Source organism: Caballeronia sp. A2-2, from assembly GCF_057612605.2.
This window is the reverse complement of the sequence record NZ_CM173618.1, coordinates 574,812-588,305: the sequence shown is the minus strand read 5'-3', so window position 1 is coordinate 588,305 and position 13,494 is coordinate 574,812. Positions and strand designations below refer to the sequence as shown.

Here is a 13,494-nt window from a genome sequence, read left to right as displayed (position 1 = left end):
AATTCTCTGCGGCTGGGCATGGGCGATGAAGACGCGACTGCGTTGAGGCGGGAAGGGGAGAGAGAAATCGTAAGCCGCGTTCGACACCGTTCACAACGTAGGAAAAGTGATATTCGCTTCACATGCCACATGGAAAGCTTTTCAGCGTGCACTACGTTGGTTAAGCACTTTTGCTTGGTTTGAGCGTAAAGAACGGGGCGGGAGAATCTCGTATTTCTTTCATTCCGCTCACTCAGGTCGATTCTTATGAAGGCGTCTTTTACGAATCGCGTGCTTGTCATGGCATGCGCTTTCGTCGTGCTCGCGCTATCGGGCTGCAATAAATCTCATGAAGAACAAACGTCGTCCGCGCAAACGGAGGTGACCTACTTCAAGTATCCGGACAATCCCGCGTTCGATCTGGTGTATCTCGCCGACAAGCTCGGTTATTTCGATGGCACCCGCACGCGTCCGAAATATGTCGGCAAGATTTCCGCGCCGCAGATCATTCCGCTCGTGGGCACCGGCGAGATCGATTTCGGCACGCGCATGGTGCCGCTCGTCATATCGGCGATAGCAAGCGGCGCGGATATCAAGGTGGTGTCGGCAGGCGGTGAAACGCTGCCGGATGCACCGCATATGAAATATTTCACGCGCAGCGATTCAGGCATTCGCGGTCCCAAGGACTTCGAAGGAAAAACGGTAGCGTTCAACAGCTTCGGCGCGTGCGCGGAATTCGTCACCAAGAAATATCTCTCTCAGCATGGCGTGGACGTGTCGAAGGTGAACTGGCTCGTGGTGCCGGATAACCAGTCGCAACAGGCGCTCGTCACGAAGAACGTGGATATCGCGATCATTCATCCGCCGTTCTCGGGCGCGGCGGAAGCGGACCCGCAACTGCACAAGCTATGGAGCGACTGGGATGAGGATGGCGGCCTGGGCGGCATGGCGCCGTATAGCGTGAATGGCGCGTTTGCGCGGGCGCATCCGCAGGCGGTGAAGGACTTCGTCACCGCGATTGCGAAGGCGGGCAATTGGGTCAACGAGCATCCTGACGAAGCGCGCAAGCTCACGGCGGAAAGGCTCGGCATCGACGTGAAGCTGGTCGAGCGTTACGCGTATGTGAAGGATCTCGTCGTGACGGAGCCGCCGATTCAGTATTACATCGATATTCTTGAACAGGCCGGCAAGATTCCCAAGGACAAGGTTCACGTCAAGGACGTTTATACGAACGAATACAACGTGTATGCGGGCAAGCAGGCCACGGCAAGCGTAGCGACGCGCGCCAATCCGTCATGAGCGTGCGCAACAAGATCGTCGTGCGCGATGTCTCGCTCACGTATGTCAACGAAGCCACCGATGCGCGCCATACCGTGCTGGAACGCTTCGATCTCGATGTGCGCGAAGGCGAATTCCTCGCCGTGCTCGGTCCGAGCGGATGCGGTAAATCCACTTTGCTGAGTGTGCTTGCGGGACTCGTCGCGCAGACATCCGGCGCTGTCACGGTGGACGGCGAACCGGTGAGCGCCGCGCGCCGCAAGCTCGGCTTCGTGTTTCAGGGCTATGCGCTTTTTCCGTGGCGCACGGTGAGGAAGAACGTCGAAACGGGTCTTGAGATTCGCGGTGTGAAGCGCGCGGAACGGCGTATCGAAGCGGAGCGGTTTCTGCGACTCGTGGGCTTGCTCGATTTCGCGGAACACTATCCGCACCAGTTGTCGGGCGGCATGCGCCAGCGCGTGGCGATTGCACGCGTGCTGGCGTATGGCCCCGAGATTCTGTTGATGGACGAGCCGTTCGGCGCGCTCGATGCGCAAACGCGCGAATCGTTGCAACAGGAATTGCTTGGCATCTGGGAGCAGAGCGCGAAGACGGTCGTGTTCGTCACGCACAGCATCGACGAGGCGATTTTTCTGGCCGATCGCGTGGCGATCATGGGACGCGGGCCCGGGCGCGTGAAGGAAATCATCGATATCGATCTGCCACGTTCGCGCGATGCTTCCATCCGGCATGGCGCCGCGTTCGTCGCGTTAAGGCAGCGTGCCTGGGAGAGCTTGCGGGTCGAGCTTGCAGATGAACGAAAGGTGGAGGTTACGCTTGGCTGATCTTGCTATACCGTCTCGCCATGCGCGGACCGTGCGCATACGCTGGTCCGTGTTCGTCGAGCGTTCCATTGCGCTCATCGTGTTTGCGCTGTTGTGGGAGTTGTTGCCTCGGCTTGGAATAGTTAGCACGGCGTACCTAAGTCCGCCGTCGCAGGTCGCGATAGCGATCGCGCATCTCGTCGAAAGCGGTGATGTCTGGCAGCATCTCGGCGCAAGTGCGATGCGTTCCATCGCCGGACTCTTGCTGGCGGTAGCAGGCGGTGTCGCGTGCGGCTTCGCGCTTGGCTGGTTTCAGCGCGCGGAGCGTATCGTCGATCCGCTCTATCAACTGCTGCGGCAGGTGTCGGCGTTCGCGCTGTTTCCGGTGTTCATGCTGTTTCTGGGGATTGGCGAGGCATCGAAGATCGCGATCATCGTGTGGGCTGCGTTCTGGCCGGTGTTGCTCAATACGATTTCGGGCGTGAAGCAGGTGGAACGCGTGTTTGTGGATTGTGCGCGGTCGATGGGTGCATCGCAAGGTTTCATCTTCGCGAAGGTCGTGTTGCCTTCGGCGTTGCCCGAGATATTGACGGGTATCCGGTTGGCGGGTGCGTATAGCATCACCGCGCTCGTGGCGGCGGAAATGATCGGCGCGCGTTCCGGGCTGGGCTTTTATACGCTCAATTCGCAGGAGACGTTTCAGATTCCCGATATGTATGCGGGTATCGTGCTGCTTGCCGTGTTCGGGCTTGCCATCAATAAAAGTCTTTCGATGCTCGAGCGCCGTTTGCTGCGCTGGCGCGTGGGGCTTGCGCAGAATGGATAGGAGCGTTTATGCGCTGGCGGGTTTGGTCGTGCTGCTGGTGTGCATGAGCTTTTGTTCCGATGATCGTCCGTTCCCCGAAGCATTTGCGCGCGGTGCGTTGATCGTCGCGGTGCCATCGCGGCCCGCGCCGGCATTGACGGTCGGCAAGGTCGATCGGTCCGTGCGTTCACCCGATGCGTTCGCTCTGGCGTTGGCGGAGGATATGGCGCATCGGCTAGGTCTGCCTTTGCGCATCGTGCTTGCGGAGTCGAATGAAGCGCGTGCGGCCGTCGAATCGGGTCACGCCGATTTGGCGATTGCAGGGCTTTCTTTCGCGCCCGATGCATCGATTGCGTTTGCGCCGACGGCTTATACATCGGGGCGCGGTGTCGCGCTCGTCTTGCGGCATGGGAACGTGCAACGTATGAGCGATCTTAAAGACCGCGTGATATGCGCATCGCATGGGAATGAGTTTGCGGCGCGTGCCGGGCTTCGCTATGGCGCACGCGTGCAGGACTACGATCGTCCGCTCGATGCCTTGCTCGCCTTTCAGGCGGGCGAATGTGCCGCGCTCATCGATGATGAACTTGTCGTACGCGCGTTGATGAAGCAGCCGGACTGGGCGTATTACCGCATTTTGCCGAGCACAATTGCGCCGGTGCCTGCGTTCGTTGCATCGAAAGGCGGGGATATGGCGAGCGCTGCGTTCGTCGAACGCACGGTGAGCGGCTGGCGGCGCGAGCGGCGGCTTGAATCATTGCGTGAAGATCAGGCCACGCGGCTCGCGTTCGAGATGTTCAATGCGCAGAACGATCTGTACTGCCATTGAATGATGACTGACTTACTCGTGCACCACGGCAAGCTGTTGTTCTACGTCGTGGTAACCATCCGACTGCGCCGCGCCGAAAGCCAGCGCGAAGCTCGATGCCTGACGTCCCACCGTGCGAAGCTGTTCGACGACCTTTTCATCCGAGCACGTATCCGCCGTTTCGAAGCGCGTTTCCAGCGTGTTGACCGCGGCGCCGAAGGGCGTGGGCCATCCGCGCAGCGCATGCACGATCGAGCGCAGCGACGTAAGCACCGTGCCCGCCGCCTGCCATCCATAAGCCGTGACGATGCTGCCGACCGCGCGGCCATCGAGATAGGGACGTTCGTCCTGACGCAGTTCTTCCAGCGTATCGAGCGCGTTTTTCACGAGACCGGAAATGCCGCCGTGATAGCCGGGTGTCGCGATGATGAGTGCATCGGCCTGACGGACGGCTTCGATGAGCTCGCGCTGAGCGTCGGTTAGTTCGCGCGATTCCGGTGCGTAGTGCGGCAGGCTGTGCAGAAACGCGCCGCCGAACAGACGCACGCGCGCGCCGGATTCCGCCGCACCTTTCAACGCGAAGCCGAGTGCGCGTTCGGTCGATGAAGCGGGACGCGTCGTTCCACCGATGCCAACGACGAGCGGCCGGCGCGAAAAGTCATTTCGGGTCAAGGTTGGGGCTCCGGAGAAGTTTGCGGTGCTGCTTGGATTGGGTATGGTAGCTCGCGCGGGTGGGGTGTGGAACGTAGGAATGGTGTTAAGGATATGGGGATTTGGGGTTAGGGATTATTGTGGTCCGGAAGGGTTTGGGCTGTCTTTATGTCATGCAAAGGGCTTCTCTTGTTTGTGCTTTATATTCAGTAGCCGCCTCCCCGGCGGGGGGGTAACTTTCTTTGCTGCTGCAAAGAAAGTCACCAAAGAAAGCAGCTTTTTACCCCATGCACGATGGCTGGAAAGTGTGGTCTGGTTTAACGATACAGTGGCCGCAATAGGACTTGCCACGCATAACAAGTCGCTTAGGCAACCTGACGATTGCGCGCTCGAATAATCAAAGCTAAGTGGATCGCATTCATTCAATCGGCCATGCGCTTCGCGCGCCGAGAGCTTTAGAACGGAATCCCGCAGCCTATAAGCGCCCAGCCACATCACGCTTCCCCGCAAGATTGCTATTCGGCCCCACCTTGGTTAGTGCTCCGACGAAAAGGTCTTGCGTGGTGTGCGTTCTTTGCCCAGCAGCGCTTACCAAGGTAGGGCCGAATGACGACATAACGGAGAGGTGTGAGGTGGCTGGGCACTAGTACGCTGCGGGATTCCGTTCTTACGTTCTCGGCGCGCGAAGCGCATGGCCGAAAGAATGAATGCGGTCCACTAAAACCAAAGGATTCGAGCGCGCAATCGCTAGGTTGCCCACGCGCTTAACGAACCGTGGGACATCCTAATGCGGCCACTGTATCGTTAATCCAGACCACACTTTCCAGCCATCGTGCCTGGGGTAAAAAGCTGCTTTCTTTGGTGACTTTCTTTGCAGCAGCAAAGAAAGTCACCCCCCCGCCGGGGAGGCGGTACTGCAATAAAAGCACAACCAACAGCAGCCCCTCGGCCCACTACCGCCAACACTTTAAGACTATTCTGACTATCGAACCCACCCCAAATCCGATAAGGTCTGGCCCCCTAAGCGCGCGCACGCGCCAAGGGCTGATAAACGCTTGCTAAAAATGCACGACGCACCCGTTCCACTAAGAACCAACTACGCCGCCGAGGCCGATCTCCTGAAAGGCGTCGATCCGCTGTGCCTGCTTCCTGCGAGGCTTCACGAAGAAGCGCTCAAGTTCCTGACATGGCTAGGCGCGGTCAACGACATGATCCCCGCCGCGTGCCCGTATTGCAGCAGCACCACGATCAAAGCCGGAAAGCGCAGGAAATGGTCATCGCGGCGCGCCGAATATGTGTGCTGTGTCTGCGAGAAGTGGTTCACCGCATCGACCGATACCGCGCTCAAGGGATTGCTTTACCCGCATCTGTGGCGCGTGCATTTGAGTTTGTCTCTTGCAGGCTGGTCGGAGCCGCTGATCGCCACGCATCTCAGGATCACCCCAGGCGCCGCCGGACATTGGACGCAGGCCTTCCTGAGCGAAATGCAGCGGCGCGCGCCTTCCTTGCATGATTGGTGGCGCAGCCGGCCTCATCAAAACGATTCGAGCATGCCTCCGTCTTTGGAAGAGCAAGCTCGTGAATTTCTCGGCTGGATCGATGAATTCGCGCGTACGCCGAGCCTCTACGCAGACACGCTGTTCGACACGCCGCTCGTCGAGCAATACCTGCCTGCGGTGGCGCGCTTGCTCTTGCAGGGATGCAGCGTCGATGAAATCGAGCGGGATCTGGATTTGCGCCGCTACCGGTTCGTCGAATGGCGGCGCGGACTGGAGGATATCGTCCACGCGCGCTGGCCGTTGTTGCGGTCGTGGCTCGACTGGCAGCGAGAGCGGCGTTATCGTGCGGCGCGAACCGGACGCGCGGCGAAGAAAGCTGAGGCCAGCACTCAGACTTGCAATGAAGATCAGTGATACGAAGCACTCAAGAATAAAACGAAGGCTTCGGCACCGCCCCATTCAGCGCCCAGTCCCCCAACTCCCGCACCTTATAGTCGATCGGATCGTGCAGCGTATGCACGCGCACGTTCCGCCAGAACCGGTCGAGCCTGAGCGCCGCCGTGGTCGAACGCGCGCCCGTCACTTCGAACATGCGATGCGCGACATCCAGCCCCGCACGCGCCGATGCGACCTTCGCCGTCGCCACCGCAAGCGCCGCTTCGCCACGCTCGTCCGATGTCAACGCAAGACCGCGTGCCCATGCGCCATCGAGCGTTTGCATCGCGCGTTCGCAGAGCAGGCGTGCGCCTTCCAGCGCGACGAAGAACTCGCCGAAATGCGCCAGCACATACGGATCTTCGGCTGGACTCGCCGCCTGCGATGCAATCCACGGCCGCGTCTGCGCGCGCGTGGCTTCACGTGCGGCCTGCAACGCGCCTTCGCCCAGCCCCAGATAGATGTGACACAAGATCGACTGCGCGAGTAGCGGACGCAATGACGCAAACGCACTCGACATCGGTCCGGGATCGTTGAGCAATTCGTCCGCGCTTATTCTCACGCGCTCGAACAGCACCGTGCCGCTGTCCGTCTGACGCTGACCCATGTTGTCCCAGTCGTCGAGCACGGTGATGCCTGCTCGCTGCGTCGGCGTCACGCCGATCTGCAAGCGCCCTTCGTCATCGAACGCGGAAGCGATCAGCATGTCCGAATCCCGCGCGCCGGAACAAAAGCTCTTGCGGCCATCGAAGAAAAAGCCTTTCGCATCGTCCGATAGTGCACGCACGCCCTTGTCCAGCGGATTGAGCGCATTGCCCCAGAACCAGTCTTGTTCGACCGTTTGCGAAAGCCAGTGGCGAATCTGCGTATCGCGCGCAAAAAGCCGAATGGTTGCGAGTTGCAGATGATGAAACGCAAAGAGATGCGCCAGCGAACTGTCCACCTGCGCCATGCGCCGCACGACATCGAGCGTGGTGGCCCAGTTCGCGCCGTCGCCACCTAGTTCGACGGGAATGCTCAAACGCAGTAGCCCGCTCTCACGCAACAGCCCGCGTTCGTGAAACGCGGTGCCACCGGCTTTGTCGCGCGCGGCGGCGGTGCGTGACCATTCCGCGAGCATCGCGTTGAGCGGTTGCATCCACGCGGTGTCGTCAGTGCGGCTCATTCGGCGTCTCCTGTGCGTATTGCCTCAAGGGTATCAGCGAATGTCCGCTCAAGTCACTTGCCTGAAGAGCTTTTCGCGAAAGGTGCCTTCCGCATAAGCCGTCTTGTAGATGCCGCGCGTCTGCAATTCAGGCACGACCAGATCGATGAAATCCTCATGGCATTCGGGCGTCACGGTGCGCGCAAGATTGAATCCGTCGATGCCGGTTTCATCCATCCACGATTGCATGGCGTCGGCCACTTGCGATGCCGAACCGACGAGCGTCGTATAGCGTCCGCCGAGTTTGAGTTGGTCCAGCAGACGCCGCACGGTAAAGCCGCTCTTGCCATCCGTCACGCGCTGCACGGCAGTTTCGATGCCGCGTGCTTTATGCCCGCCCGGCGGCGCGAGTTCATCGTCGAGTGCGAAGGTCGAATAATCGATGCCGCTGCCCGCCGCGAAATGCGCGAGCCCCGCTTCAGGACTCGCATAACGCGCGTACTCTGCGAATTTCTCTTCTGCCTCGGCCTGCGTGCGCCCGACCACGACTGTGATGCCCATGATGATCTTGAGCGCCCCCGGCGCGCGTCCCGCAACCGCCGCTTGACGACGCAAGGCATCGACGATTGCGCGCGTGCCTTCCTTGCTCTGACTCGACACGAACACGCATTCGGCATGACGCACGGCGAACGCCTGTCCGCGTCCCGACGAACCCGCCTGAAACAGCACGGGCGTGCGTTGCGGCGACGGCTCGCACAGGTGATAGCCTTCGACATCGAAATAGCGGCCATGATGTTCGATCTTGTGCACCTTCGACGGATCGGCGAACACGCGGTTCTCGCGGTCGCGCTTCACGGCATCGTCCTGCCAGCTTTTTTCCCACAGTTTGTTTAGCACATCGAGATATTCGTCGGCGCGGTCGTAGCGCTCGTCGTGCGCGATCATTTCCGTCTGGCCCATCGCGCGCGCGGCGCTGTCCAAATAGCCCGTCACGATGTTCCAGCCGATGCGTCCATCGGTCAGATGATCGAGCGTGGAGAAACGCCGCGCCAGCAGATACGGCGCTTCATACGTGAGATTCACCGTGATGCCGAAGCCCAAGTTGCGCGTGACGGCGGCCATCGCGGAGACGAGCATCATCGGATCATTGACGGGAAGCTGCACGGATTCGCGCAGGGTGACATCCGCGGACTGCTGATACACGTCGTACACGCCGACAATATCCGCGATGAACAGGCCATCGAAGAGACCGCGTTCGAGGCGCGCGGCAAGCTCCGTCCAGTACGAGAGCTTGCGATAGTCCGTCGAACGGTCGCGCGGATGCGTCCATAAACCATGATTGATATGGCCGACGCAATTCATCTCGAACGCGTTGAGGATGAGTTGTTTCTTGCTGTGGCTCTGGCTCATGAAGGGAAGATGGCTCAGTTCTGCGCGTCGCGCTCGCGAGTGTCGGCGGGCGGCGTGCTGAAGCGTTCGCTCTGTGCTTCGCCATTCAGATAGAACGCGCCGATCGCCGCTTCGCGCAGCATGGCCGGATTGTGCGAGGCCAGCACGCGCGCATTGCGCCAGTAGCGGTCGAGCCGCCGCGTTTCGCTCGTCGCCGATGCGCCGCCCACTTCGAACAACAACGTAGTGGCTTCCAGCGTTTGTTCGATGACGATCTGCTGCGCCTGAAACGCCTGTATATCGAGGCGAATGTAGGCATCGTTACCGGCGTTGCCGAGCGCGCGCGCCGTGACGATCGCATCGAGCGATGCCGCGAGCGCCGCGACGATGCTCTGCGTCGAATAAGCAAGACTCGCGAGCCTGCCGATCACGCGTTGAACAAGCGGATTGTCGCGCGGACTGGACTTGCCCGGCACGCCGAAGGTGCGCGTATGGTTGCGAGAGAAAAGCGTGGCTTCATGCAGCGCCGCGCGCGTGATGCCCGCGAGATTGGCCAGATGCACGAGCTGATAGTACGGCGTGAGCAGCGTGCCGCGACGCGGTGCGCTGGCATCGAAACGCTTGTACAACTGATCGGCGGGCACGCGCACGCCATGAAAACGCGTGGTGCCGCTGCCGGTCAGACGCTGGCCGAAACCGTCCCAGTCATCGACGCGCTCAAGGCCGGGTGTATCGGCCTGCACCAGAATGCGCACATCGCTCTGGCCGTCGTGGGCGGAAGCATCGACCCAATCGGCGTAAAGGGAACCGGTGCTGTAGAACTTCTCGCCATCGAGCCGCACTTCGCCGTTCTCGTGCGTGGCCTTCAGCGTATTGCGCGTTTGCCCGGTACGCTCCGACACCGCCCCGCCGACGATCTCGCCCCGCACCACGCGCGCGAACCAGCGTTCGCGATGCTCCTCGTCATGGCTCTCGATCAGCGATTCGATGAAACCGCCGTGCACGCGCAGGATTTGCGGCAGGTTGGAATCCGCCTGACCGAGCCGCGTGACGAGCGCGAAGAATTGCGCGATGGATATGCCTTCGCCACCGTATTCGCGCGGCACGCGCAGGCGTGTATAACCGGCGTCGCGCAGCCATTGCACGGCGTCGTAGGCGAGCGTGCGGTTCTGCTCGCGCTTAATCGCGCCTTCCGCGATGCGGTCGAAAACCGGCTGGAAACGCTGCGTGAGCGGATCGGCGCCGAATAAGAGCGTTGCGTCGGCAATATGGGCCGGGGCATCGGGATAAGTTGTTTCGTGTGCGGTCATGTCGAGGCTCGAAGATGAACTCGCACGTTAGGCATTAAACGTGCATCAGGCAACGAAGCATTTTTTGGAAGGTTATGACGCGCGCGTTTAAAACCGGCTGCGGCGCGCAGGCCGGTTCCTCGCAATGAAAGACGCGTAAGATTGAGACGCCCTGACAGGTCATCGTCGCGAAACAACAGGACAATCCATGCTGCAGCCCTTTGCGTCGTCCGAGGCGTTCACGATTGGAGTCGAACTCGAAATTCAGGTCGTCAACACGCACGACTTCAATCTCACGAAAGCGGCAACGGAGTTGCTCAATCTCGTCAAGGCGCAGAATTTCGCCGGCGCGATCAATCCCGAAACGACCGAAGGGATGATCGAACTCTCCACCGGCATTTGCCGTCATTACGAGCAGGCGCGAAGCGAATTGCTGGTGCTGCGCGACACGCTCGTTCAGGCAGCCGACTTTCTGAATGTGGGCGTGTGCGGCGGCGGCACGAACTTCTTTCAGAACTGGTTCGATCAGCGCTCCGACGGACGCGAACGCTCGGACTATCTGATGGGTTTGTACGGCGCGCTCTATCAGCAATTCACCATCTTCGGGCAGCACGTTCACGTGGGCTGTCCCGATCCCGATTCGGCGCTCGTGTTGCTGCATTCGCTGTCGCGTTACGTGCCGCACTTTATTGCGCTGGCGGCATCGTCGCCGTATGTGCAGGGCAGCGATACGCAGTTTCAGTGCGCGCGTTTGAATTCCGTCGCGCCGTTTCCGTTGTCGGGACACGCACCGTTCGTCACGCGCTGGGCCGACTTCGAACAGTATTTCAATCGCATGGCGGACACGGGTCTGGCCAAGAGTCTGAAGGATTTCTACTGGGATATTCGCCCGAGTCCCGGCTTTGGCACGATCGAAGTTCGCGTGATGGATACGCCTTTGCGCGTCGAATGGGCCGCTGCAATTGCCGCTTATATTCAGACGCTTTCACGATATCTGTTGATCGATCGGCCTGTGAATCTTAGCGAGCGGGATTACGAGGTGTATCGCGCGAACCGCTTCATGGCGTGCCGTTTCGGATTGGATGGAATGTGCGTGAATCCCGAGAGCGGGCAGCGCGCGTCGATTCGCGATGACATTCTGGCTACACTCGATACCATCGGAGAACATGCGCAGGCACTGGAGGCGGAAGCCGGGCTCGATGCAATTCGCCATGCAGTCACGCAAGGCACGGGGGACGCCATGCAGCTAAGGCGAATTTATGGCGCGCATGACTCGCTGCACGAGGTGGTTCGTCAGCAGTGCCAGATTTGGCGAGGGAAGGAGCCGGCTTGAGCTTTTTTTCGACCACGCATGAACCGACCGCTTAAAGGCAAAGTTTAGAAAAAAGGCGCAATATCGCTTGCCGAATGATTTGATCGGCTAAGTCGTTCGATACTTTGGTATGGGTTTCACGGCGATTGAATTCATTCAATTCAAAAGAGAGGAAGACATGAGAAAGTCCCTGATTTCAGCCTTGATGATTGCGCTTTGCGCCACGGCTTCTGTCGGTGCGTATGCGCAATCTACCGACGCGCCGGCCATGACGGCATCGAAGAAAGCCACGCCTGCCGATCGTACGCTGGCTAAATCGGTCAGACGTGCGCTTGCCAAGTCACCCGGTTTCGATGTTTCCGGCGTTTTTGTCAAAGCCCGAGGCGGGGCGGTCACGCTGAGTGGCTCGGTGAAGAACGGCGATCAGATCGATAAGGCCGCGGAGATCGCGAAATCGGTCGATGGTGTGACGTCGGTCAATAACAAGCTCGGCTTGTTCCATGGAGGCAACGGCTGATATTCAGTTTCGCCAGACCATGCATGATGGTCTGGCGTTTCTGTGCATGCAGTCGCTTTTCAATTTGCCGATGCAGCGTTTCTCGGCGAAGCGAACAGCGCAACTAATTCCGAAGACACCGCGTTAAGAATCTGCTTCGATGCTTTCGGGTCCGGCACGGCACGCGCCAGACCCAATGCGCCGACCATGGCGCTGTAGATAAGAATGGCCTTGGCTCGCCGATTACCGTCTGTTCCTTCGGGCAGCTTGCTTTCCAAAGACGCCAGGCTCGCTTCCAAACGCTCGGCATAAACTTCGCGCGCATCTTCGGTACTTCGGGCGATATCGTTGACCAGAGAAGACATGGGGCATCCGTTGCCCACGTCTTCCCGGTGCTGCTCCGAGAGATAAGTTTGAATGCTTTTCTTGAGCGTGGACTGGGCGGTCAGAAAGGATTCTTCCATCTCCTGGCAGGCGGCCGCCATGGCTTCCGCCACGAGGTCATCGCGCGTGGCAAAGTGCTTATAGAAGCCGCCCACGGTCATGCCGGCTTCCTTCATGATGTCCGCCACGCTGATACCTTCAAGACCTAATTCGCGAAAACGCCGCGAGGCAACGTCCAGAATCCTTTGATGCGATTCGGCCTTTTCTGCCTGGGAATAACCCATAATCATTGCTCCTGCGCTGAGATTGTTGTGGAGAAATATGATAATCCACAATCCTCTATTCTCGCAGGTCTGGCCGATACGCGTCATCGGGTTTTTAGTTCGCGCTGCTCGGCCATGGGTGCTTTACGCGAACAAGCCCTGAGCTTCTCCATAGGGCAATGGGTTGTCATTGAGAACATCGGATCGGCCGTTGTTCAGGAAGTCCAGCGCCAAAACCTTTGTCTTGCCGAGAACAACCTGTGAGATGCCGCTTCCCGCGCTCAGCCGACGGACGCCGAGCTTGCCGAGCGTCGGCGCATCTGCGAGTCCGGGCAAGGCCATGACATTGAGCGGCAATGGAACTGCGTGTGCGATCTTTTCGATATCCGAAGGATTCGTGAGTGCAGGAAGGAACAGGCCGTCTGCGCCCGCCGATGCATAGAGATTGCCTCGATTGATCGATTCGTCCACCTGAGCTTCTTTCGCCACGAGACTGGCGAGAAACACATCGCTGCGCGCGTTGACGAATAAATCGACTCCTGCATTCGCTACTGCATTCTTGATCGCTTCGATTTTCTTCGCGAGAATCGATGGATCGTCCATCCCATCTTCGATATTGATTCCGGCAATGCCGAGTTCGACCAGCCCCATCACGTTGCTGGCGACCGTTTGCGGGTTATCGGAATAGCCGTGTTCGATGTCGATCGAGAGCGGCACCTTCAATACACGCACGATTCGGCGCACGGCACCGGTCACCTCCGCCATCGGAAGTATTCTGCCATCCTGATAACCCAAAGCCCACGCGAAACCTGCACTCGTCGTCGCCACGGCTTGCGCGCCCTGAGCTTCGATCAGTCGTGCGCTGCCGGCATCCCATGCATTCGGAAGAAGCAACGGAGTTGAGTTCTCGTGCAGCTTGCGGAAAACGCTTGCGTCAGACATGTGTGTGCCTCGATTGG

The 13,494-nt window shown here is 59.5% G+C and carries 13 protein-coding genes; 7 read left to right on the top strand and 6 right to left on the bottom strand.

Annotation, left to right across the window (positions count from 1 at the left end; translation table 11 throughout):
• Window positions 1-246 precede the first annotated feature (246 nt).
• The 4 genes from ACZCWR_RS26240 to ACZCWR_RS26225 are packed head-to-tail and all read left to right on the top strand — an operon-like array spanning window position 247 to window position 3,694.
• Window positions 247-1,278 (top strand): ABC transporter substrate-binding protein, encoded by a 1,032-nt coding sequence (locus ACZCWR_RS26240; RefSeq protein WP_487305939.1) that lies wholly within the window; start codon window positions 247-249, stop codon window positions 1,276-1,278.
• Window positions 1,275-2,081: an ABC transporter ATP-binding protein gene (locus tag ACZCWR_RS26235; protein WP_487305938.1), complete on the top strand. Its 807-nt coding sequence runs from the start codon at window positions 1,275-1,277 to the stop codon at window positions 2,079-2,081. Before ACZCWR_RS26240 ends, ACZCWR_RS26235 begins: the two co-directional genes overlap by 4 nt.
• The gene (locus tag ACZCWR_RS26230; RefSeq protein ID WP_487305937.1) at window positions 2,074-2,886 is read left to right on the top strand and encodes an ABC transporter permease; all 813 of its coding nucleotides are present in this window, start codon (window positions 2,074-2,076) and stop codon (window positions 2,884-2,886) included. The genes ACZCWR_RS26235 and ACZCWR_RS26230 overlap by 8 nt, the downstream gene beginning before the upstream one ends.
• Window positions 2,879-3,694, top strand: a complete 816-nt coding sequence (locus tag ACZCWR_RS26225) for a type 2 periplasmic-binding domain-containing protein (protein WP_487305936.1) — start codon at window positions 2,879-2,881, stop codon at window positions 3,692-3,694. The genes ACZCWR_RS26230 and ACZCWR_RS26225 overlap by 8 nt, the downstream gene beginning before the upstream one ends.
• A gap of 12 nt (window positions 3,695-3,706) precedes the next feature.
• On the opposite strand, the gene ACZCWR_RS26220 is transcribed toward ACZCWR_RS26225, so the two are convergent.
• Window positions 3,707-4,345: an NADPH-dependent FMN reductase gene (locus tag ACZCWR_RS26220; protein WP_487305935.1), complete on the bottom strand. Its 639-nt coding sequence runs from the start codon at window positions 4,343-4,345 to the stop codon at window positions 3,707-3,709.
• Window positions 4,346-5,388: 1,043 nt separating this feature from the next.
• Between ACZCWR_RS26220 and ACZCWR_RS26215 the strand changes: the two genes are divergently transcribed.
• Window positions 5,389-6,237 carry a transposase gene (locus tag ACZCWR_RS26215; RefSeq protein WP_487305934.1) on the top strand — a complete coding sequence of 283 codons (849 nt, stop codon included), beginning with the start codon at window positions 5,389-5,391 and terminating at the stop codon, window positions 6,235-6,237.
• Window positions 6,238-6,247: 10 nt separating this feature from the next.
• Here ACZCWR_RS26215 and ACZCWR_RS26210 read toward each other — a convergent pair whose 3' ends face one another.
• From ACZCWR_RS26210 to ACZCWR_RS26200, 3 genes are read right to left on the bottom strand one after another with little or no spacing between them, the layout of a single operon-like run.
• Window positions 6,248-7,423: an acyl-CoA dehydrogenase family protein gene (locus ACZCWR_RS26210; RefSeq protein ID WP_487305933.1), complete on the bottom strand. Its 1,176-nt coding sequence runs from the start codon at window positions 7,421-7,423 to the stop codon at window positions 6,248-6,250.
• Between the two features lie 48 nt (window positions 7,424-7,471).
• Complete coding sequence (locus tag ACZCWR_RS26205; RefSeq protein WP_487305932.1) at window positions 7,472-8,812, bottom strand: LLM class flavin-dependent oxidoreductase; 1,341 nt, start codon at window positions 8,810-8,812, stop codon at window positions 7,472-7,474.
• A gap of 14 nt (window positions 8,813-8,826) precedes the next feature.
• Window positions 8,827-10,101, bottom strand: coding sequence for an acyl-CoA dehydrogenase family protein (locus ACZCWR_RS26200; protein WP_487305931.1), 1,275 nt, complete (start codon window positions 10,099-10,101; stop codon window positions 8,827-8,829).
• A gap of 187 nt (window positions 10,102-10,288) precedes the next feature.
• On the opposite strand from ACZCWR_RS26200, the gene ACZCWR_RS26195 reads away from it, so the two are divergent.
• Together ACZCWR_RS26195 and ACZCWR_RS26190 are read left to right on the top strand one after the other, a co-directional pair.
• Window positions 10,289-11,413, top strand: a complete 1,125-nt coding sequence (locus ACZCWR_RS26195; RefSeq protein WP_487305930.1) for a YbdK family carboxylate-amine ligase — start codon at window positions 10,289-10,291, stop codon at window positions 11,411-11,413.
• A gap of 109 nt (window positions 11,414-11,522) precedes the next feature.
• Entirely contained in the window at window positions 11,523-11,909 is a 387-nt protein-coding gene (locus ACZCWR_RS26190) for a BON domain-containing protein (RefSeq protein ID WP_487305929.1), read from the top strand.
• Window positions 11,910-11,968: 59 nt separating this feature from the next.
• Here the strand turns inward: ACZCWR_RS26190 and ACZCWR_RS26185 are convergent, their stop codons facing one another.
• Together ACZCWR_RS26185 and ACZCWR_RS26180 are read right to left on the bottom strand one after the other, a co-directional pair.
• On the bottom strand, window positions 11,969-12,643 hold the full coding sequence (locus ACZCWR_RS26185) for a TetR/AcrR family transcriptional regulator (protein WP_487305928.1): 675 nt from the start codon (window positions 12,641-12,643) through the stop codon (window positions 11,969-11,971).
• A 36-nt stretch (window positions 12,644-12,679) separates the two neighbouring features.
• Window positions 12,680-13,477, bottom strand: a complete 798-nt coding sequence (locus tag ACZCWR_RS26180; protein WP_487305927.1) for an isocitrate lyase/PEP mutase family protein — start codon at window positions 13,475-13,477, stop codon at window positions 12,680-12,682.
• Window positions 13,478-13,494: the final 17 nt, after the last annotated feature.